The sequence below is a fragment of the Paenibacillus sp. FSL L8-0644 genome, assembly GCF_038008165.1.
Lineage (GTDB): Bacteria > Bacillota > Bacilli > Paenibacillales > Paenibacillaceae > Paenibacillus > Paenibacillus polymyxa_D.
In genome coordinates this window covers 3,558,875-3,581,186 of sequence record NZ_JBBOYN010000001.1, presented here as the reverse complement: position 1 = coordinate 3,581,186, position 22,312 = coordinate 3,558,875, and the positions used below count along the sequence as shown (strand labels likewise).

Annotated in this window: 21 protein-coding genes; all 21 read left to right on the top strand. The window is 45.0% G+C overall.

Annotated elements, in window-relative coordinates; all coding sequences use genetic code 11:
* Window positions 1-159 precede the first annotated feature (159 nt).
* Window positions 160-1,503, top strand: coding sequence for an aminotransferase-like domain-containing protein (locus NSS94_RS16245; protein WP_069010259.1), 1,344 nt, complete (start codon window positions 160-162; stop codon window positions 1,501-1,503).
* 162 nt (window positions 1,504-1,665) lie between these two features.
* Window positions 1,666-2,025 carry a histidine triad nucleotide-binding protein gene (locus NSS94_RS16240; RefSeq protein WP_025722131.1) on the top strand — a complete coding sequence of 120 codons (360 nt, stop codon included), beginning with the start codon at window positions 1,666-1,668 and terminating at the stop codon, window positions 2,023-2,025.
* 171 nt (window positions 2,026-2,196) lie between these two features.
* On the top strand, window positions 2,197-2,370 hold the full coding sequence (rpsU, locus tag NSS94_RS16235; protein WP_005547957.1) for a 30S ribosomal protein S21: 174 nt from the start codon (window positions 2,197-2,199) through the stop codon (window positions 2,368-2,370).
* 16 nt (window positions 2,371-2,386) lie between these two features.
* On the top strand, window positions 2,387-2,830 hold the full coding sequence (locus tag NSS94_RS16230) for a GatB/YqeY domain-containing protein (protein ID WP_013311146.1): 444 nt from the start codon (window positions 2,387-2,389) through the stop codon (window positions 2,828-2,830).
* A gap of 279 nt (window positions 2,831-3,109) precedes the next feature.
* Window positions 3,110-4,477 carry an NfeD family protein gene (locus tag NSS94_RS16225; protein WP_029517800.1) on the top strand — a complete coding sequence of 456 codons (1,368 nt, stop codon included), beginning with the start codon at window positions 3,110-3,112 and terminating at the stop codon, window positions 4,475-4,477.
* A gap of 43 nt (window positions 4,478-4,520) precedes the next feature.
* The gene (gene floA / locus NSS94_RS16220) at window positions 4,521-5,522 is read left to right on the top strand and encodes a flotillin-like protein FloA (protein ID WP_029517799.1); all 1,002 of its coding nucleotides are present in this window, start codon (window positions 4,521-4,523) and stop codon (window positions 5,520-5,522) included.
* A 44-nt stretch (window positions 5,523-5,566) separates the two neighbouring features.
* Complete coding sequence (locus NSS94_RS16215) at window positions 5,567-6,145, top strand: hypothetical protein (protein WP_069010261.1); 579 nt, start codon at window positions 5,567-5,569, stop codon at window positions 6,143-6,145.
* A gap of 421 nt (window positions 6,146-6,566) precedes the next feature.
* Window positions 6,567-7,976 (top strand): amino acid permease, encoded by a 1,410-nt coding sequence (locus NSS94_RS16210; protein WP_165149027.1) that lies wholly within the window; start codon window positions 6,567-6,569, stop codon window positions 7,974-7,976.
* A gap of 381 nt (window positions 7,977-8,357) precedes the next feature.
* Window positions 8,358-8,651: a sporulation protein YqfC gene (gene yqfC / locus NSS94_RS16205; RefSeq protein WP_029517796.1), complete on the top strand. Its 294-nt coding sequence runs from the start codon at window positions 8,358-8,360 to the stop codon at window positions 8,649-8,651.
* Window positions 8,648-9,841, top strand: coding sequence for a sporulation protein YqfD (gene yqfD / locus NSS94_RS16200; protein ID WP_029517795.1), 1,194 nt, complete (start codon window positions 8,648-8,650; stop codon window positions 9,839-9,841). The genes yqfC and yqfD overlap by 4 nt, the downstream gene beginning before the upstream one ends.
* 6 nt (window positions 9,842-9,847) lie before the next feature.
* Window positions 9,848-10,819, top strand: coding sequence for a PhoH family protein (locus NSS94_RS16195; protein WP_029517794.1), 972 nt, complete (start codon window positions 9,848-9,850; stop codon window positions 10,817-10,819).
* 95 nt (window positions 10,820-10,914) lie between these two features.
* Complete coding sequence (locus NSS94_RS16190; RefSeq protein WP_069010263.1) at window positions 10,915-13,161, top strand: HD family phosphohydrolase; 2,247 nt, start codon at window positions 10,915-10,917, stop codon at window positions 13,159-13,161.
* Between the two features lie 55 nt (window positions 13,162-13,216).
* Window positions 13,217-13,714 carry an rRNA maturation RNase YbeY gene (ybeY, locus tag NSS94_RS16185; protein WP_029517792.1) on the top strand — a complete coding sequence of 166 codons (498 nt, stop codon included), beginning with the start codon at window positions 13,217-13,219 and terminating at the stop codon, window positions 13,712-13,714.
* Window positions 13,714-14,088 (top strand): diacylglycerol kinase family protein, encoded by a 375-nt coding sequence (locus tag NSS94_RS16180; protein ID WP_025722122.1) that lies wholly within the window; start codon window positions 13,714-13,716, stop codon window positions 14,086-14,088. The genes ybeY and NSS94_RS16180 overlap by 1 nt, the downstream gene beginning before the upstream one ends.
* Before the next feature lie 49 nt (window positions 14,089-14,137).
* The gene (gene era / locus NSS94_RS16175) at window positions 14,138-15,040 is read left to right on the top strand and encodes a GTPase Era (protein ID WP_029517791.1); all 903 of its coding nucleotides are present in this window, start codon (window positions 14,138-14,140) and stop codon (window positions 15,038-15,040) included.
* Between the two features lie 509 nt (window positions 15,041-15,549).
* Complete coding sequence (locus NSS94_RS16170) at window positions 15,550-15,687, top strand: YqzL family protein (protein WP_080658633.1); 138 nt, start codon at window positions 15,550-15,552, stop codon at window positions 15,685-15,687.
* 42 nt (window positions 15,688-15,729) lie between these two features.
* Window positions 15,730-16,482: a DNA repair protein RecO gene (gene recO / locus NSS94_RS16165; RefSeq protein ID WP_013311133.1), complete on the top strand. Its 753-nt coding sequence runs from the start codon at window positions 15,730-15,732 to the stop codon at window positions 16,480-16,482.
* Window positions 16,483-16,886: 404 nt separating this feature from the next.
* Window positions 16,887-17,774 carry a glycine--tRNA ligase subunit alpha gene (gene glyQ, locus NSS94_RS16160; protein WP_023989480.1) on the top strand — a complete coding sequence of 296 codons (888 nt, stop codon included), beginning with the start codon at window positions 16,887-16,889 and terminating at the stop codon, window positions 17,772-17,774.
* Entirely contained in the window at window positions 17,767-19,842 is a 2,076-nt protein-coding gene (gene glyS / locus NSS94_RS16155; protein ID WP_341039655.1) for a glycine--tRNA ligase subunit beta, read from the top strand. The genes glyQ and glyS overlap by 8 nt, the downstream gene beginning before the upstream one ends.
* A 115-nt stretch (window positions 19,843-19,957) precedes the next feature.
* Window positions 19,958-20,434 carry a YaiI/YqxD family protein gene (locus NSS94_RS16150; protein ID WP_029517787.1) on the top strand — a complete coding sequence of 159 codons (477 nt, stop codon included), beginning with the start codon at window positions 19,958-19,960 and terminating at the stop codon, window positions 20,432-20,434.
* Complete coding sequence (dnaG, locus tag NSS94_RS16145; RefSeq protein WP_341039653.1) at window positions 20,427-22,301, top strand: DNA primase; 1,875 nt, start codon at window positions 20,427-20,429, stop codon at window positions 22,299-22,301. Before NSS94_RS16150 ends, dnaG begins: the two co-directional genes overlap by 8 nt.
* Window positions 22,302-22,312: the final 11 nt, after the last annotated feature.

Genomic DNA, 22,312 nt, shown 5'->3' with positions numbered 1-22,312 from the left:
TCCAATAATTGAAACTGTATCAGTACAGTTCAATGAAATAAGGTATCCTGTTTATCCATAAACCATGGTAACATCTAGCGTGAAAGAAACATAAGACGGAATAAGCATGTAATGAAATGAGCATTTAATGAGTATGTAAAGAGCAGGTGGGTGGATATTGTGAAAAAATATGTATCAATTTTATTGGATATAGAGCTTAAAATTCGCGAGGGACAATATAAATCAGGTTACAAGCTACCGTCGGTCCGTGAGGCTTCAGAATTATATAGATGCAGCAAAAGCACGATTCTGCGGGCATATTCTGAACTTGAAAAGAAACACGCCATCTATTCCATACCGCAAAGTGGATACTATGTAGTGGAAAATTCGGGCGATTTACACCATAGTCATATGCAAGACTCCGTTGATTTTGCTTCGGCCTCCCCGGATTTAAATGTATTCCCTTATCTGGATTTCCAACATTGTTTGAATCAGGCTATTGATACCTACAAATATCATCTATTCACTTATGGCGATTCGCAAGGACTGGAAACACTGCGTCATACGTTGGTTTCCCATTTGGCTAATACTCAGGTGTTTGCAAAAATGGATCGGATTATCGTTACTTCGGGTGTTCAGCAGGCATTGGAGATACTCGCTAAAATGCCGTTTCCCAATGGCAAAGAAAAGGTTTTGGTCGAGCAGCCAAGTTACGATATTTATTTGCGATTTCTGGAGGAAGAGAACATACCCGTCAGTACCATCGTCCGGACAGCGAAAGGTATGGATTTTCACGAATTGGAGAATCAATTTAAGAACGAGAGCATCAAGTTTTTTTATACCATGTCAAGATATCATAATCCATTAGGGATCTCATATAACACAGAGGAGCGAAAAGCGATAGCTGCCTTAGCCGCCAAATATGATGTGTACATCGTAGAAGATGACTATATGGCAGATTTGGGGGCCGATCATCTTTTTGATCCCATTTATGCATACGACCATTCGGACCATGTTATTTATTTGAAAAGCTTCTCGAAAATCATTTTCCCAGGCTTGCGATTAGGAGTTGCGGTATTGCCAGAAGTCCTATTAAAGACGTTTAACGCTTATAAAAGATATGTCGACACATCTATGTTGTCTCAGGCGGCGCTTGATATTTATATTAAAAATGGAATGTATGAACGCCACAAGCACACGATATGTAAACTGTATTCGGAGCGCATTCGTACTCTGAACAAGGCCGTGGAACGATACAATCAGGCCGGATACGTTCAGACTTCAGCTGTAACCTCAGGAGTTTATATGCAGTTTAAACTGCCTCGGACAGTGAATTTGGAACGCTTGGTACAGTGTCTTTCTGCGAGGAACATCCAGGTTGTAGCTGGCAAAGGTTTTTATTTATCAGGCTATAGGGAACAAGAGAAGTTTTTGCGCATAAGTATTTCGCGCGCGCAGCTGGATCAAATTGATGGAGGGGTGAAAGCCATTGTAGAGGAAGTTAGTAAGGGAAACTGGTATTAAGACCCTTTTTCCGTTATGATACATATAGAAACATAAGTATAACCAAACATGGCTGTATATGTTTCTATTCAGTGTGGGAAATACATAACTTTGAATGCCGAGAGCAAGGGGGGGTTGTGTCTATTTGCTTAGGATCGGCTCACTGCCAAAGGAGGGTTTTGAATGGACGATCTGTTTTTGAAAATTGTGGATGGAACCATCCCCAGCAAGAAGGTGTTGGAAACCGACAATGTGCTCGCATTTCATGACATCCAGCCTGCGGCGCCAGTACACGTGCTCATTATTCCCAAAAAATATATTCCTTCAATGAACGCTGTGACGGAGGAGGATCTTCCTCTTATCGCGGAGATTCATCGTGTTGCGGTTGAGGTTGCAAAAAAGTTAGGAATCGCCGAGTCTGGTTATCGGTTGATTAACAACTGTGGCCCGGATAGTGGACAAGCGGTGGGGCATCTGCATTATCACTTACTGGGCGGCGCCAAATTGGGTGCCCTGACAGGTATTTCGGACTCACATTCTTAAAAAATGACAGAGCTTGTCTTTTCAGTAATACGGATGTGAATGGAGAAAAGTGGCCCTTTATGTATTCATTTTTTCTTATAGGTTGACACCTGGTTTCCGTTTCACCTATAATAAAATTTGATGAACCGTGTTATTGCTCTTGGACGGTCTGGTCGGAGGGAGGGAAAACTGGTGTCTGAAACTAAAGTTCGCAAAAACGAGACAATTGATGCTGCACTTCGTCGCTTTAAACGTTCCATTGCTAAGGATGGCGTATTGGCTGAGGTGAAGAAACGCAAGCATTATGAAAAGCCAAGCGTAAAGCGCAAGAAAAAGTCCGAGGCTGCTCGTAAGAGAAAGTTCTAGGAGGATCTAAGCAATCATGAATTTGAGCGAACGATTGAACGAAGATATGAAGCAAGCAATGAAGAGTAAGGACAAGTTCAAACTCTCCACCATTCGAATGGTTCGTTCTACGATTAAAAATCTTGAAATAGATTTGAAACGGGATTTGGACGACAACGAAGTGCTTGATATTCTGAGTCGTGAGATCAAACAGCGAAAAGATGCCCTCCATGAATTTGAAAAAGCCGGTCGTGATGAACTTGCGACAAGCACTAAAGCAGAAATAGAGATCATCGCTCAGTACCTTCCCGAACAACTTTCTGAGGAAGAAATTAAAGTTATTGTACAGCAGACCATCCAGGAAACCGGTGCTTCTTCGAAAGCCGAGATGGGGAAAGTAATGACGGCCTTGATGCCTAAGGTAAAAGGCCGCGCTGACGGTAAGCTCGTGAACCAAGCGGTTCAGCAATTTCTGCAATAAACCTGCGACAAACAGGAAAACACAACACCCTCTGTTTACAGAGGGTGTTATTTCTATATATGTGTTGCCTACCATAGAATGTAATGATGAGAAGATTCTTATATGTAAGCGCTATTGTTAATTATGTGAAACGTGATGTTCATTGGGTGCGTAAAGTATTTGGCAGCCGTCAGGATTAGCAATATACCCAATAATTTCACATTAAATCCTGAAAACTGTATAGTTTGTCTAACAAAGTTTGGTATGCTGTAACATAGAGAGATCGAAAGGGGGAGAGAAATGCATAGAGAACATCACCACTCCAGTCGCAAATGGATCCTTTTAACGTTGTGGATTATGGTATCCGTTTTGCTGTTGCCCTTAGTTCATTCCGAATCAGCGGCGGCCCAAACTAAAGGTGGAGCTGTGTTTGTTATACCAGTCGATCAGGAAATTGAGCATGGCCTGGGCAAATTTATGGAACGTGGATTTGCAGAAGCAGCAGATTCCAAAGCAGGTCTGATTTTACTGGATATTAACACTCCCGGTGGACGGGTAGATACAGCGGAGAAGCTGGGCAAACTGATTAAAGACAGTCCAATTCCGACCGTAGCCTATATAAGGGGCGAAGCGGCCTCAGCGGGTAGCTATATTGCGTTGAGCGCAAACAAGATTGTTATGAAACCGGGGAGTATTATCGGAGCAGCAGCGTTAGTAGACGGCGGGGGGCAGGCTATCACAGATCCAAAAACGATAGCCTGGTGGAAGAGTAGCATGGCATCTGCCGCAGAAGCTGGCGGACGTAATCCGGATATTGCCAGAGGTATGGTTGACTCTAAAACGACCATATCTATTCCTGAGATGAACTTTAACAAGGAAAATGGTCAGATCATTTCTTTAACCAGTGAGGAAGCGCTGAAGTTGGGTTATGCGGATCACATCGCGTCTTCCGAACAAGAGGTTATTCAGTGGATGGGTTACAGCACGGATGATGTCATTCATGTGGAGCGAACATGGGCTGAAAAAGCAGCCGAGATATTGACCAACCCAATTGTACAGACGTTGCTTTTATTTATCGGTATCGCAGGTATTGTTATTGAGTTGATCGTACCCGGTTTTGGTGTACCGGGAATTTTGGGCATACTCGGATTTGGTTTGTATTTTTTCGGCAATTATATCGCTGGTTTTGCAGGTTCGGAGACGTGGTTGTTGTTTATTATCGGTCTGGCTCTGCTTATACTTGAAATGTTCATCCCGAGTTTTGGTATTTTGGGCATTCTGGGTTCCGTCAGCCTTGTCGCCGGAGTTGTTCGTGCAGCATACAACATGCAGCATGCGTTTATATCTTTGGGCATTGCCTTTGCAGCTGCGGTTGCCGTGGTGGCGATCATCGCGGTTGTATTCAAGGACCGAGGGATATGGAACCGTTTTATACTTAAAGAAAGTTTAACGGCTGAACAAGGTTTTTCTTCAGTTGTGAACCGGGAAATGCTATTAGGTCAAAGAGGTGTCAGTCTGACTCCACTTCGTCCAGCCGGAACGGTGCTGATCGCTGATGAGCGAGTCGATGTTGTAACGAACGGCGAGTTTATTGCTACAGATATGCCGATTATAGTATCCAAAGTAGAAGGCGGGCGAATTGTGGTCAAGGCAGACACTAGCGTCTAAACAAGCAAATAACAAAGAATTAGATTAATGGAGGATGATGCGAGTGTTCGAATCGGGTATTGTCAGCGTTTTGCTGATTGCCGTTGTAGTGATTATTGTATTGAGCGTATTTTTTAGTTTCTTCCCGGTGATGCTGTGGATTTCAGCATTGGCTTCGGGTGTGCGCATTGGCATCATTACGCTGGTAGCTATGCGTTTACGGCGCGTCACGCCAAGCCGAATTGTCAATCCACTCATTAAGGCAACCAAGGCGGGTCTGGGCTTGAACATCAACCAGCTGGAAAGCCACTTTCTCGCAGGAGGGAATGTAGACCGAGTGATCAATGCGTTGATTGCTGCGCAGCGTGCTAACATTCCGCTTGAGTTTGAACGTGCGGCAGCGATTGACCTTGCTGGACGGGATGTTCTGCAAGCGGTCCAAATGAGCGTTAATCCGCGTGTTATTGAGACACCTATTGTTGCTGCGGTCGCCAAGGATGGTATTGAAGTGAAGGTTAAAGCTCGTGTTACGGTGCGTGCCAACATTGATCGACTTGTTGGGGGTGCTGGAGAAGAAACGATTATTGCACGGGTCGGTGAAGGTATTGTTACGACCGTAGGTTCCAGTAACTCGCATAAGGACGTGCTGGAGAACCCGGATTCAATTTCAAGAACCGTATTGTCCAAAGGTTTGGATGCCGGGACAGCATTTGAAATCCTGTCCATTGATATTGCGGACGTTGATGTAGGTAAAAATATCGGTGCTTTTCTGCAAACAGAGCAGGCGGAAGCCGACAAACGTATTGCGCAGGCAAAAGCGGAAGAGCGGCGTGCGATGGCTGTAGCGCAGGAGCAGGAAATGAAGGCGCGTGTTGTAGAAATGAGAGCACGCGTGGTGGAATCCGAATCCGAAGTACCGCTGGCAATGGCTGAAGCGCTACGCGGCGGGAAGCTTGGTGTCATGGACTATATGAATTTGAAAAATATTGAGGCGGATACGCAAATGCGTGGCTCCTTAGGCAAACCGAATGAGAACTCGGGGAATGACAACAAGAACCGGGATTAATAACGGGACATAGCCGATGAATTACGGCAGCTAGGTGGTGAGTAATGAACTTTATCAGCTGGATCTTTGAACATTTGTATATCCTGATCGTGATTGGCTTTGCTTTGGTGTCTTTTTTGGGGAAAAGCATCCAAGGTACAGGGCGGAAATCACCGCCGCGAAAAGGTATGCCTACCTTTGGTGGTGATCATGGTTCTCGTGGACCCTCGACGTCATCCAGACCCTTCACAATGGAACATGGGCAAGAGCAACGTCAGCAGGATATTGCTGGAGAGTTGCAACGTCAATTTCCTAATGAACGACGGACGGTTATGGAAGCTCGTCGCATAGAAGAAATGGGCGATCGGTCGGAAACCGAAGAACGGATGGACCGGGATTTATTAGATAATGGTTCGACTCTAGAGGATCGGATCCGTGCTATGGAAGAAGAACGAAAAATGGTTTTAGCCCGTCTCGATCGTATATCCAATGCGAGGGAGTCAGGGGAAATTACAGATGCGCCAGAGATAGCTTCGCAAGACCGTAATACGGTGGATACGGCTGATCTGCGCAGAGGTGTGATTTGGGCAGAAATATTAGGTCCTCCACGTTCCAAGCGCTACATGGGTGGAGGAAGACGTTAAAATGATAGTGGATCCGTCACGGCTTTGGCTGTGGCGGATCTTTTTTTGTGATGCTTTAGGAATACATAACCATGCTCGGAATAAAAAGTGAATTAACGACAAATGCTCTAATTACCTGACAACGAATGTGATAATCCCTTGTGTGCTCTAGCTTTCTCACATTTGTTGTCATCTAAAATGGTGGCATTTTGTCTAATTTAGCGCCTCATTTATGAAAATATATTCCTGAAAAATGATCAAATGTAACAATATGAATGGAGCTTTCCGAAAGCAGTTTTCATTTTTTCTTTTTTATATATAATGTTCTCAATGATAGATACTTATGAAATTAACTCCAATTTTACCTAAAATTTTATTTATATCGAGGTGATACAACAAGGTTATAAAAATGGAAAAATTAATTTTTAGGAGGATGGGATCGATGGGAAATAGCTTGTTTAGAAAGAAAAGCATTGATCAGTTGATTGCCGCTACGCGAGGGGAAAAAGCACTCAAAAGGGAGCTGGGTGCGTTTGATTTAACGATGCTTGGAATTGGAGCCATTATCGGAACGGGAATTTTTGTGTTGACAGGTACAGGAGCAGTTACGGCTGGTCCAGGCTTGGTTCTTTCTTTTGTGATTGCGGGACTCGCGTGTTTATTCGCAGCATTGGCTTATGCGGAGTTTGCATCCACCGTTCCAGTATCCGGTTCTGTTTACACCTTTACATATGCTACGATGGGGGAGCTATTGGCCTTTATTATTGGATGGGATTTAATTTTGGAATACATGCTGGCAGCCAGCGCCGTTTCCGCAGGTTGGTCGGGTTACTTTGTATCATTTTTGAACGGAATTGGCCTTCACATTCCGCTTGAATTCACTGCCGCACCGGGGGCTTTGAAAGACCAAACTACTTATTTTAATCTCCCAGCTTTTTTAATTTTGATGGGTATCACGTTCTTGCTTTATTTAGGGATAAAAGAATCAAAACGGATAAACAACATCATGGTAATCATAAAAATTGTTGTTATTTTATTATTTATCATTGTTGCTTTTAGATATGTGAAGCCAGATAATTGGACACCGTTTATGCCGTTTGGGTTCAGTGGGGTGTTTGGAGCCGCAGCTCTTGTGTTTTTTTCTTTTATTGGTTTTGATGCTGTTTCATCAGCGGCTGAAGAAACTAAAAATCCCACTACTAATTTACCGCGAGGCATTATTTTCTCTCTCATTATTTGTACGTTTTTGTATGTCATTGTTAGCGCGATTATGACTGGTATAGTACCGTTTATGCAATTTGAAGGTATCTCTCACCCCGTGTCATTGGTATTGCAGGTTGCAGGCCAGAACTGGGTTGCAGGTATTGTAGATATAGGAGCCATCTTAGGGATGACAACGGTCATGCTGGTAATGCTCTATGGTCAAACTCGTATTATGTTTGCTATGTCACGTGACGGCTTAGTCCCCAAAGTATTATCCAAGGTTCATTCCAAATACAAAACGCCCTACATTAACACGTTGTTTTTCGGCACTTTATCTGCATTAATGGGTGGACTGATTCCGCTGGATGAGTTAGCAAGTTTGGTGAACATTGGAACCTTGTCAGCATTTATTCTGATTTCGGTCGCCGTTATCGTTATGAGAAAAACACAACCTGACTTGCCAAGGGCCTTCCGATGTCCTGGAGTTCCGTATATCCCGATCCTGGCTATCGTTTCATGTGGGGTGCTCATTCTTAATTTGAATGGCCAGACATTTATTCGCTTTATTATTTGGCTTGTCATTGGTATGGCTGTTTACTTCTTATACTCTAGAAAAAACTCTCTTTTAAATCGAGATAGCGAAAAATAACCGTGTCATTTAATGAAATTCAAAAGAAGACAACCTTTGTTTTCAATATGAAAATGAGGTTGTCTTTTTTGTTGTGAATTTTGAAAGGACACATCTTTTTCCTCTGCAATATAGTAGCTACTACGAATTGTAAGTTTAGCCTCATAAATGCCGCGACTGGATCATAAAATGTACAGTACAGATATCTGTGGCGCTGGTGTAATGGTGTTCACTGATAATAAGAATATAAGATGGAAAGCCAGCAGCGTAGCTGCCTTGAAACATCTATGGGTACCGGATGGCAATAACAGAAGATGAAAAAATAGCAGCGTGCTGTCATCAAAACAACTCTAAGCCGTTGGATAACAAATATTTTGATGACAGGAAGGGAGATTTCGCCGTATGAGCAGGATGAGCCGCAAACTGCGAAAGTGGGCCAGCGAGACGCTGGAGCTTCCGCAGGACATTCTATTTGACCTGCCGCGGTTAACCCTCATCGGCAGCCGTCAGCTTTATGTGGAGAATCACCGGGGCGTGGTGGATTTCACGCCGGATCAGCTCGTACTTGCACTTGCGCAAGGCAGGCTGAGGGTGTCCGGCCATGATCTAGTCATTACGTCTATTCTGCCAGAGCAGGTAAGTGTGGAGGGACATATAACGGATATCCAAATGGAAGGAACGGAGGAAGGCTCGTGAAACATCCTGCTTTAGCAAAGCTGCGTGGTACGGTTACCCTTGCTATCAAGGGCGAAAGTGTGGAAGCTTTCATTAATTTACTCACCGATCACCATATACCTGTGTGGAACGTGCGGCCGATGGGTACTAGACATGCAGAAATGAACCTTCTGCTGCCGCACGTCTTCCTCCTACGCCCGCTTTTGAGAAGGACAGGCTGTAAAATGCATGTTCTGAAGCGGCAAGGGCTTCCCTTTACTGCTGTACGACTTGCCAAACGTAAATTTTTCCTGGCTGGATTGGCTTTGTTCTGGATAGGTCTTCTGCTGATGTCTTCGCTTATCTGGGACATTGAAGTAAAGGGGAATGATAAGCTATCGACGGAATCTGTTCTCAAAGCCGCTCGACAGGAGGGCCTGTATCCATTTCAATGGAGCTTTCGTCTATCCAGTCAAGACAAGCTTTCACGTGCGCTCATGCAGAAGCTTCCAGAGGCATCCTGGATCGGTGTGGAAAAGCAGGGTACTTTGGTGACGATTCAGGTTGTTGAAGCTTCACAGCCTACCCCTGCGCCGCTCTACAGCCCTCGTCATATCATTAGTAAGGCAGATGCGGTAGTTACTGAAATTTTTGCCGAGCAGGGTCGTCCTGTCGTGCATAAAAATACGCGTGTCAAAAAAGGAGCCATCCTCATCTCTGGAACGCTTGGAGATGAGGAGAACCAACAGCAGGTCGTAGCCAAAGGAGAGGTTAAGGGTCTTGTATGGCATGAATACGAAATTAGCAGTCCCACGGTGCAACGCAGCAGCACGTATACAGGTATCAGTCATGACCGCTTGTATCTGGTCCTAGGCAACCGTGCGATACAATTGTGGGGATATGGGAAAATACCTTATTCTACACATAAAACAACAGTTGAACATGATCCGCTAACATGGCGTTCCTACAAACTTCCGATGGGTTGGATGACCGAAAGTGTGAGGGAGACAAAGATACAGGAGCAGAAGCTTACGGAAGCAGAAGCGAAAATGTCAGGTTTAGAAGGCGCGCGAGCTGATATTTTAGCTAAATACGGCAAAGGAACGAAAATAATGAGCCAAAAAATTTTGCATGAGAAGAGAGAGAATGGTAAAGTTTATATGAAAGTGCTTTTTGAAGTGGAGCAGGATATTGCGGAAGAACTTCCGTTAGTTCATAACCAAGGAGAATGAGGCTATTTGGCAGAACAACAACGCAGCATACAAATTGCATTGAACAATGCGGGAGAAGGACAGGCGTTATTTGGCCCGCAGGATTCCTTTTTGAAATTAATCGAAGCAGCTATTCCCGCAAAAATAGCATCTCGTGAGGCAGAAGTTAATGTTTTTGGTAATGCTCACGAGGTGGAAGTGCTCGAACAATTGTTCGACGTATTACTCCAGTTAATTCGCAATGGGTATATACTGACCGAAAGGGATGTCCATTATGCGATTGAACTGGCAAAAGATTTGCGCGCTGATCAGCTGCTCGATTTGTTCAAGGGTGAAATTACGACGACGTTCCGGGGTAAACCGATTCGCGTCAAAACGATTGGACAAAAGCACTATGTAACCACGATTAAGAAACGCGATATTGTATTTGGAATTGGCCCGGCGGGTACTGGTAAAACCTATCTGGCTGTAGTGCTGGCCGTAGCTGCCCTGAAGGAAGGTTCAGTCAAGCGCATTGTACTGACTCGTCCTGCGGTGGAAGCAGGTGAAAATTTAGGTTTTTTACCAGGGGATTTACAGGAAAAAGTTGATCCGTATTTACGCCCATTGTATGATGCCCTATACGATGTGATGGGCCCAGAGCAGACTGCAAAGGCACTGGAGCGCGGATTAATAGAAATTGCACCTTTGGCTTATATGCGGGGACGTACGCTGGATGACTCTTTTATTATTTTGGACGAAGCGCAAAACACTACACCCGAGCAAATGAAAATGTTTTTGACTCGACTTGGCTTTGGCTCCAAAATGGTCATTACCGGCGATGTTACGCAAATTGATTTGCCTCGTGGCAAAAAATCCGGTCTGATTGAAGCGAATGCGATTTTACAAGGGATTGAGGAAATAGGCTTTGTCCAGTTTGCAGAAGAGGATGTTGTCCGTCATTCCCTGGTACAGAAAATTATTGTTGCTTATGACCGAGTTGCCGAAAATCAAGGATAGTCATTCAATCACGAGTATGCCGTGTACGACCAGAAAAAGTATAAAATGAGCAGTGTAGCTGCCTTGAAAAAGATGATGGAGAGGGATTGTTTTAGATGACCTCGAAGGAATTATCTAAAGGGAAAACGTTCCAGCATAGAATGAATGGATGGAAGTATAGCGTGGCGACACGCTATCTTCTGTTTTTATTTTTGGTGGTTCTTTTTTATGTAGGCTTTGCGTCCAAGCTGCTTCCCGAGCGTTATGATATTCGGGTAAATCAACCGAGTGAAAAGGAAATTGTCGCCCCGATGCAGCTTCCTAACAGTAAGGCGACTTTGAAGGCTCAAGAGGAATCAGCTGAACGTGTGCAGCCCATGTATACCATTGTGCCCGTTCGCAACGATAACCTGATTACTGGTATTTTGGATCGAATTGAACGGCTCAATCAGGATGACCAGGTCTCCAGAGCAGATAAGATTTCGATTTATAAGGATGAGATTCCGCAACGTGCACGGGAATTTGTACAAAATTTTGTGAATAACAGCCGTAATGCGGATGCCTACCCAGATAAGTTGCTGGATGAAGTGCTGGAAAAAACGAAAGAGCAAACGTACCGAATTCCAGAGGAGACATTCATTAAAATTCCGCGCCTTACATCTGAGGATATTGCTGAAATGCGGCCTGTTGCCCGTGAGATTGTGACAGGGTTGATGAATGATCAAATTACGGATGCTCAGACAGCCCGAGCGAAAGTAGCTGAGCGGGTTAGTACAAGCTCGCTTACTAAGCGTACTTCACGGGAGGTTGTTCAGGAACTTGCAAGGCTTGTGATTACCGCCAACAAGTTTTATGATGATACAGCTACGAAGGACGCAAAGGTACAGGCTCGGGAAGATACACCGACGGTTTACATTAAACAGGGTGAAGTACTCGTCAAGAAGGGTGAGATTATTACCCAGGAAATCTATACACTGCTTGATGAAAATGAATTGCTCAAGGATAAAATCAATTATTGGCCACAATTTGGACTGCTGATGCTGTCTATGATGCTGGCATTGGGCCTGTTTATGTATATTCGTCAATTTCAATCACGAACACGAAACTTCAAGTATAATAATGCGCAGTTGCTCATGCTAGTATTAATCTTTGTGATAACAGTTGGAGCAATGATGTTAATTTCCATACTGCAGAACAATGAACGTTCCTATCTCGGCTATCTGGCGCCTATCGCGCTTGGAGCTATGCTTGTAACGCTGTTGCTTGATATGTCGTTGGCTTTCGTATGTGCCGTTATATTCAGTATATTGGCAAGTGTTATTTTGAATGTCCGTCAGGGACAAATTTTCGACTTTAATTTTGGATTTTTTGCTATTGTGGTCTGTCTGGCAGCGATTTTCTCTACTCATCGAGCCAGCCAGCGTTCAACACTGTTCAAAGGGGCGATTATGGTATGCCTGTTCGGTGCCCTGTCTGTTTTTTCTCTGGCACTGATTGACCAAGGGAATTGGACTCAAACGACGACGCTCTATGGGGTAGCTTTTGCTTTTGCAGGTGGTCTGATAACAGCAATACTTGTTATTGGGCTAATGCCATTTTTTGAGTCTACCTTTGGTATCTTGTCGGCACTGAAGCTTGTTGAGCTGTCAAATCCCAATCATCCATTGCTCCGCAAGCTGCTTACGGAGACACCGGGAACGTATCATCATAGTGTAATGGTGGGTAATCTGTCAGAGGCCGCAGCGGAGGCTATAGGGGCAAACGGCTTGTTGTGCCGGGTTGGTTCGTATTATCATGATATTGGTAAAACCAAGAGGCCTTCGTACTTCATTGAAAATCAAAATGGGTTGGAAAATCCACATGATACAATAGAGCCCAAGCTGAGCAAATCCATCATTATCGCCCATGCTCGTGACGGCGTGGAAATGCAATTGGATTACAAGCTACCCAAGCCCATTCGCGACATTGCCGAGCAGCACCACGGAACGACATTCTTACACTATTTTTATCACAAGGCGTTGCGCGAAGCTGAAGAGCGGGGGGTGGAGCCTGACTTCACGGAGGATGATTTCCGTTATCCGGGACCGAAGGCTCAGTCTAAAGAGTCTGCTGTGGTGGGAATTGCTGATAGCGTGGAGGCAGCAGTTCGTTCCTTACGGAAGCCGACAGTGGAACAAGTGGAATCCATGATTGAGAAAATTATTAAGAGCCGTCTTGATGATCACCAATTCAACGACTGCGAGCTGACCATGCGGGAGCTTGATATCGTGGCTCAAACCCTCAAGGAAACAGTAATGGGGATTTTTCATTCCCGTATTGAGTATCCGGAGGAAAGGCCCAAGTCTGAAAACGGAAAAGCTTAATATAACTTGTGCATGAAGTACGGTTAGAGCACTAGAATTAAAAGGAGCGGTTGGCATGGGCCTTCAATTAGCTTGGAATAATGAACAAAACGATATGGTAATTAACGAATCCTTGATTACGCTGCTGAACACCTTATTAGAGGAGGCAGGCAAAGTGGAAGGAGTCACTGACGGTGAGGTAGCCCTTACCTTCGTTAATGATGAGCAAATTCATGAGTTGAACAGGGACTATCGGGGAATTGATCGTCCCACCGATGTGTTGTCTTTTGCTATGAAGGAAACACTGGATGAAGAGCTTGAAATTATTTACGAACCGAATGATGAAAATTCATTGAATGATGTACCTGATGTTTTGGGGGATATTATAATCTCTGTACAAACAGCGCAAGCTCAGAGTGAAGAATACGGACATTCGATTGAGCGTGAAATCGGTTTTTTGTTTGTTCACGGCTTTCTTCATCTGTTAGGCTATGATCATCAGGATGATGTGAGTGAAGCTGAAATGATGGGCAAACAGGAAGCTGTACTGGCTCAAGCGGGGTTGACAAGGTAATGAGACGTCAGCCTTGGAGAATGACTTTTCGCTATGCGGCAGAAGGCGTGATGTACGCTCTGCGTACGCAAGTAAATATGCGGATACATGTGGCCGTGGCGCTCCTTGTCATTGTAGCAGGCTTAACTCTGCACATCTCCCGGCTCGACTGGTTATTCGTCTGCGTGGCTATCGCTATAGTCATTGTAGCCGAACTGTTCAACACCGCTGTTGAAGCAGCGGTGGATCTCATCTCACCTGATATTCATCCGCTGGCCAAAGCGGCTAAAGACACCGCCGCCGGAGCCGTGCTCCTGGCAGCGGTTTTTGCTGTAATTATTGGTATATTTGTGTTTTATAGGCCTATGTTGACGTTAATTAGTTCGCTGTTTTAATGGAAAAACCCAAATAAAATAGGTGCTTAATCGCGCTGGAGGAAATGAAATGGCTAAGAAACACTTTAAATCAGGCTTTGTCGCAATTGTTGGCAGACCTAATGTCGGAAAATCAACACTGATGAACCACGTCATTGGGCAGAAGATCGCCATTATGTCAGACAAGCCACAAACTACACGCAACAAAATTCACGGCGTATTTACTACAGAGGACACGCAAATTGTATTTTTGGATACACCCGGGATTCATAAGCGTCAGTCAAAATTAGGCGATTACATGAATCAGACTGCTTTTAATACGTTGGGTGAAGTAGAAGCGGTACTTTTTCTTATTGACGCTGCTGAAGGTCTAGGCGGTGGCGACCGTTTTATTGCGGAACAGCTTAAACAAGTAAAAACGCCAGTTATTTTGGTGCTGAATAAAATTGATCGTATTGAGCCAGAAGCATTGTTACCCCTGATTGAGCAGTATCGCAAGTTGTACGACTTTGCAGAAATCGTACCCATCTCGGCCAAAATGGGCAACAATGTAAACACCCTGCTGGAGCAGGTGCAAAAATACTTACCAGAAGGTCCGCAATATTATCCGGATGATCAAATTACCGATCATCCAGAACAGTTTGTCATTGCCGAGCTGGTGCGTGAAAAAATTCTGCATATGACACGTGAGGAAGTACCCCATTCTATTGCGGTTATGATTGAAGATATGAAAGTGCAGGATAATGGTGTAGTGCATATTATGGCTGTTATTTTTGTAGAACGTGACTCCCAGAAGGGGATTATTATCGGCAAACAGGGAGCCATGCTCAAAGAAGTGGGCAAACAGGCACGCCAGGATATCCAAAACCTGTTAGGCTCCAAGATTTTCCTGGAACTTTGGGTTAAGGTCAAAAAAGACTGGCGCAACCAGGAACGCGTCCTTCGTGACCTTGGCTTTCATCGCGACGCTTAAAAACAGAACTCGATTCTACGTCACTTTAGTTCAAGGGTTTATTGAGGTTAAAAATTGATATTAAATAAATATGTATAGTTGTAGTAAGCATCATAAAAAAGCCGTCCCGATCTCTTGGCTGAGATAGTAATAGTCTCCTGATCATTTAAAGCGCCGCGTATGTGCGGCGCTTAACTTCTTGCTCTTTTTATCCTTTTCTTCCAGCGATGAAATAGGTGTGCTTTAAAAAAGGCCTTGTATGCACGATGTAGCGGAGCGAAGGATTTGAATCTGAAGAAGCGATAGCGTTCGCCTTTACCCCCCGAATTTAACCCTTTGTATGTTTTACATTCAAATAAATTCGGGGGTAACAGCGATCGTAAGATCAAATCATTTGCGAAGCGTATTCCATTCTACATACAGCAGCCTTTTTTAACGCAATCCATTTATTTCATCGCATACTTCCCTTCTCTTCGCATCATCCTAATTTTGAGATGCAAACGTCATTTCCGAAGAGAGGATGAATACGATTGCGAGATTTTTCGTGGAAGTATTTTGCGATGACTGGAGATGTCGGTGCGTATCTGTTATACCGGGAGAGCGCCATGACAAGGGAGCAAGATACGGATGAAGGAGAGTCGGACGAGCATGAAGAAGCCCGTGAATAGTACAAGCCACTGGCTTCTTCGCGAATGTTTGGGGGAAGAGGCATGCTTTACAGGGTGGAAGGAATCGTCATCCGCAGCATGGATTACGGTGAGGGGAACAAAATTATTACGCTTTGCACCGAAAGCGGAGGTAAAGCAGGCGTGCTGGTCAGAGGTGCAAAAAAGTCCAAAAGCCGTCACGCTGCTTTAACGCAGCCGTTTACGTACGGTGAATTCGTTTTTTTTCGAAACACAGGCTTAGGCACGTTGAATGCCGGTGAAATCATCCAATCCCACCATACATTACGCGAGGATATTACTAAGGCTGCTTACGCTTCTTATGCTTGTGAATTACTCGATCGGGTGTTACAGGATGAGGAAACAGGTGCGTTCTGGTTTAAGCAGCTAAAAGCATGTTTGGAGGCGCTGGAGAGTGGCAAAGATCCGCTGATCGTCATGAGTATTTATGAATTTAAAATATTGCAGGCGGCCGGATATGCTCCTCAGCTTGATGCATGTATTTCAAGTGGTCAACAATGTGCTGATGAGGATATGTTCGTCAGTCCGAGGCTGGGCGGAGTTTTGTGTCGGAGCTACAAGCATTTTGATCCAGCTGCATTGAGCGTGACTCCACGTACACTGAAGTTGCTGCGCTTGTTCGCCAGAATGGATTTGAATCGGCTCGGCAACATTGACGTGAAGGACTCCACTAAGCTGGAGATCAAACATGTCATGCGTCAGTTCATGGATATGCAGTTGGAGGTCAAGCTAAAATCCCGCAATTTTTTGGATCAGCTCGACAAGTACGATATGTGAAACGCCCTATTCTCTTGACTGTATTGCTGAAACCGTGTAATATCCTACTATATATCTCCTTCGGGAGCAGATGCATTGAACGAGAAAGTAGCGGGATGTATTCTCTGTTATTAGCGAGTTGGGGACGGTGTAAGCCCAGCGGGAATTCTTCGTGAACAAGGCACTCGGGAGCGTCTGATTGGACACGGAAAAGAGGATTACGATCTGATTGGTGATATAGGATCGCAATCAAGTAGGGTGGAACCGCGGGAGTCAGCTCTCGTCCCTACGTCTGTACAGGCGTAGAGGCGGGGGCTTTTTGCTGTCTCTAACAAGGCTCTTGAGATAAAATAGCCCTGTACATACGAGCTTAAATGAGAAGAAATCACCAACATTTGAGGGAATTGGAAAGGGAGCGTGTACCAATGAATTTTCAGCAGATGATTTTAACGCTGCAACAGTTTTGGGCTGAACACAACTGTATTATTGTACAGCCGTATGACACGGAAAAAGGGGCAGGCACGATGAACCCGATGACGTATTTACGTTCGATCGGACCTGAGCCGTGGAATGTAGCTTATGTTGAGCCTTCTCGTCGTCCGTCAGACGGACGTTATGGTGAGAACCCAAATCGCCTGTATCAGCATCATCAGTTCCAAGTAGTTTTGAAGCCTTCGCCGGATAACATTCAGGAATTGTATTTGGAGAGTTTGAGCCGTTTAGGCATTAACCCTCTGGAGCATGATATTCGTTTCGTTGAAGACAACTGGGAAGCACCGACGTTGGGAGCGTGGGGCTTAGGTTGGGAAGTATGGCTGGACGGTATGGAAATTACTCAGTTTACCTATTTCCAGCAAGTGGGCGGTATTGATGCCAGTCCGGTTGCCGTAGAAATCACGTACGGTATGGAGCGTCTTGCTTCCTACATCCAGGACAAGGAGAATGTGTTCGATTTGGAGTGGGTCAACGGAATCACGTACGGTGATGTCTTCCACCAGCCTGAATTTGAGCATTCCAAGTATACGTTCGAAGTATCTGACGTCAAAATGCTCTTTACTCTTTTCAATATGTACGAAGAAGAGGCAAATAAAGCGATGGCGCAGCATCTTGTATTTCCAGCCTATGATTATGTGCTGAAATGTTCTCATGCGTTCAACTTGCTGGACGCTCGCGGAGCGATCAGTGTGACGGAACGGACTGGGTTTATTATACGAGTACGTAATTTGGCGCGTCAGGTGGCTGCGACCTATCTGGAGGAGCGCGAGAAGCTGGGCTTCCCGCTGTTGAAGAAAGGAGGTGCGGCAAATGTCTAAAGATTTATTGTTTGAGATCGGGTTGGAAGAAGTCCCTGCACGTTTTATCCCGAATGCGATTCAGCAGTTGAAGCAGCGTATGACGGCATGGCTTGACAGCTCGCGTATTGCTTATGGTGCTGTAGAGGCTTATGCTACACCTCGCCGTTTGGCGGTACTTGTGAAGGAAGTAGCGGAGAAGCAAGAAGATATTAACGAAGAGGTTAAAGGTCCTTCCCGCAAAATCGCACTAGACGAAGCTGGTAACTGGAGCAAGGCTGCACTGGGCTTTGCTCGCAGCCAAGGTGTTGATCCTGAACAGTTTACGTTCAAGGAGCTTGGAGGCGTGGAATATATTTACGCAACTAAGAGCAGCATAGGTGTTCCAACGGCGGATGTACTGTCCGAAGGTTTATTGCACATTTTACATGCCATGACATTCCCTAAATTTATGCGCTGGGCGAGTTATGACTTTAAATTTGTTCGTCCGATCCGCTGGTTGATTGCCTTGTTTGGTAACGATATTGTTAATTTGGAGATTGCCGGCGTGCAGTCAGGAAACGTGACAAGAGGGCATCGTTTCCTTGGACAGGATGCCGTAGTAGAAAGTCCAGCTGACTATGTTGAAGTGCTTCGCAAGCAGCATGTCATTGTGGACATTGAGGAACGTCAATCGCTTATCGTGAAGCAGATTGAAGCGCTGGCTGCCGAAAAAGATTGGACGATTGCGGTAAAAGATGATTTGCTGGAAGAAGTGCTGTATTTGGTGGAAACCCCAACAGTACTGTTCGGAGGTTTTGATCCTGCGTTCCTGAACATTCCGAAGGATGTACTCATTACTTCCATGCGTGAACATCAACGCTATTTCCCAGTGCTGGATCGCACAGGAGAGCTACTGCCATATTTTGTTACGGTACGTAACGGAGGAAGTCAATCGCTGGAAGTCATTGCTAAAGGGAATGAAAAAGTATTGCGTGCGCGGCTGTCTGATGCCAAATTCTTTTATGAAGAAGATCAGAAGCTGGAAATTAAGGATGCACTCTCCAAACTGGAAAGTATCGTTTTCCACGAAGAGCTGGGAACGGTTGGAGACAAAGTACGCCGGATTCGCCGCATTGCTGATGCTCTGGCAGAGAAGCTTCGCGTTTCTCCAGATACACAGGAATCGGTTAGTCGAGCAGCGGATATTTGTAAATTTGACCTGGTAACACAAATGGTATATGAGTTCCCGGAACTGCAAGGTGTAATGGGTGAGGATTATGCTCGTAAGGCTGGAGAGAAGGAAGAAGTGGCCAGAGCGGTGTTTGAGCATTACCAGCCGCGTTATGCAGGAGAAACGGTTCCTTCAACGAACGCTGGAGCGATTGTAAGTATCGCAGACAAGATAGATACTATTACAGGCTGCTTCTCCATCGGTATTATTCCAACAGGTTCACAGGACCCTTACGCGCTTCGTCGCCAGGCAGCAGGTATTGTGCAGATTTTGTTGGATCGTAAGCTTTCAGCTACGTTGTCTGATGTGTTCAATATCGCGCTCGATGTGCACGGCAACCTTGGAAATATGAAACGTTCCGCGGATGAAATACGTAAAGAATTACATGAGTTTTTTGGATTACGCGTGAAGAAACTATTGTCTGAGACACTTCGTTATGACGTTGTGGATGCTGTGCTTGCAGCTGGATATGACGATGTTGCTTCCGTTGTTAACCGCGGAGCTGCGTTAATGACTGCCATACAAACAGGTGAGGTATTCAAAGCAACAGTTGAGTCCTTTAATCGTGTAGGTAATCTGGCTGCTAAAGCAGTGCATAAGTCAGTTAATACGGGTGAGTTTACGGAACAAGGCGAAAAAACGCTTTACGAAGCATGGTATAGCGCTTATGAATCTTACAGCGTAGCTTTACAGGAAGGTGATGCGACACGTGCGTTAGCGCTAGCTTCATCCATTACCCCTGCGGTAACGGCGTTCTTTGATTCCGTTATGGTTATGGCTGAGGATGACGCTGTTCGTAATAATCGTTTGGCATTGCTGGCTGTTATTGACTCAGAACTGAAGCGTTTTGCCGATTTTTCCAAGCTTGTAGTTTAAACGTCAGTTGTGGTAGTATGAATAACTTGAAAAAATGGGTATAAATATACGGAACGGTGTAAGAGTAATCTTGCAGCCGTTCCGTATTTTACTCGAATGCGGATGGGGGATGCTTATGGGGGGAACCGGAACTTTACTGGGTGTGAGGATCGTTGTTGACGGAGACGCTTGTCCTGTTAAAAGTGAAATTGCGGAGATAGCTTCCCGTTTTCATATTGAGGTTATTATGGTATCTTCATATGATCATCTCATTCAGGGCAGCAAAGGTGTAAGCGTCGTTAAAGTAGACCGAAGCGACCAAAGTGCCGATCTCTATATTGCCAATCATATCCGCCGCGGAGATATTGTAACCACCAATGATTATGGTCTTGCTGCACTTGCCTTGGCAAAAGGTTGTGAAGTGATGTCTTTTCGCGGAGCTATGTATCGAAACGATTCGATAGATTTCATGCTTGACCGACGTCATACTTCTGCCAAAGAACGGAAAAAAGGACGTTATGGAAAAGGTCCTAAACCGTTTTCATTAGAGGATCGTGAAGTTTTTCAACATAAACTGACAAAACTTTTACTTCGCTTGCAGGAGAATGAGTAACGGTATCGAATTATATTTACGTGCTAAAGAGATGAAGGTGGTTAATATGAGTGCCGGACAAGGTAACATACCGGACGATATCATTGAGTCAGTTTTACAACATCATGATATTGTAGATACGGTAAGCAAGTACGTGCATTTGACCAAGCAAGGGAAATATATGAAAGGCCTCTGTCCTTTTCATTCCGAAAAAACCCCTTCATTCACCGTGACACCGGATCGTCAGATTTTTTACTGCTACGGCTGCGGCGCGGGAGGCAATGCCATCAAGTTTATGATGGAAATCGAAGGACTATCCTTTCCCGAAGCTGTCAGGACAATGGCAGAAGAAAGTCATATCCCGCTCGGCGAATGGCAGGGACGTGATTCATCGCATCAGCATCCTGAGTTGGACAGGCTGTTGCAAGCGTATGAGTTAACTTCTAAGATGTACCATTTTTTGCTTAAAAATACGGAGCACGGCAAACCAGCTATGGAATACTTGCGCTCACGAGGATTCAGTGACAAGATCATTGATCAATTTCAAATTGGCTATGCACCCAACCGATGGGATACGATCGTTCAGTTTCTGGATAAGCGTTCTTTTGATCCCGTGGAGATGGAAAAGGGAGGGCTTATTTCTCCCCGGCATGAGGGTGATGGATATGTGGATCGATTCAGAGATCGTATCATGTTTCCCATTTGGAATCGCAACGGAAAAGTTATTGCCTTTGCAGGCCGTATACTTGGTGAGGGACAGCCGAAGTATTTGAATTCACCGGAGACCAAGCTATTCAATAAGAGCCGAACGCTGTACAATCTCCATCATGCTAAAACCTCAATTCGCAAGCTTCGCCAAAGTGTTCTTTTTGAAGGCTACGGTGATGTCATCTCGGCATGGGAAGCTGGCGTACAAAATGGGGTGGCCGCCATGGGCACTGCTCTAACAGAGCACCATGCTACGATGTTAAAAGGACTGTGCGACGAGGTCATTATTTGTTATGATGGTGACCGGGCAGGACAAGCTGCTGCGCTTAAAAATTTTCCGCTGTTGGAAAATGCGGGGCTTCACGTGAAAGTAGCGCTGGTCAGTGACGGTATGGACCCGGATGATTTTATCCGGCAATACGGCGGCGAACGATTCCAGCGCCAAATTATCGAAAGTGCTGTTTCAACGGTGAAATTTAAGCTTATATATCTGAAAAAAAACCATATACTGCAAGAGGAAGAAGGAAGAATCGCGTATTCCCGCGAAGCATTAAATGTCATTGCACCTCTGTCATCCCCGACCGAGCGGGAAGTGTATCTGCGCGAAGTGTCAGCCGAAGTCAAGGTGGATTTTGAAACCTTGAAGCAAGAATGCAATTTACTGCGTCAATCCCTGCAAAAAAAACAGAACTTTGGGGATAATAACGAAAATGGGTGGAATAATGGTAGTCATAAAAAAGGGCAGGTCTCCACACCTAATCTGTTGCCGGCTTACCATGTGGCTGAACGCAGACTGCTTCACTGGATGATGCAGGATTTAGAAGCTGCAGAGTATGTAGAAAAGCATCTGGGCGACGCCTTTAATATTGAGGATCATGCAGCAATTGCTGCTTATCTATATGCCTATTACGCGCAAGGGAAGTTACCGGATACAAGCCGTTTTATTTCATCTTTGCAAGACGACCGACTGGAGAAGAACGTAAGTTCGATCATGATGATGGATGCTCCAGGCGTATGGGCACCGCACATTTTGGATGATTATATTCATCAAGTGCGAAAATTTCCATTGCAGGAGCAACTGGATTTGAAGAGGGAAGAAATGAGAGCCGCTGAGCGCTTAGGTGACTTTCTGCGCGCAGCACAAATTGCAAGTGAGATTATAGCCCTAGAGAGACAATGAACACACAGAGG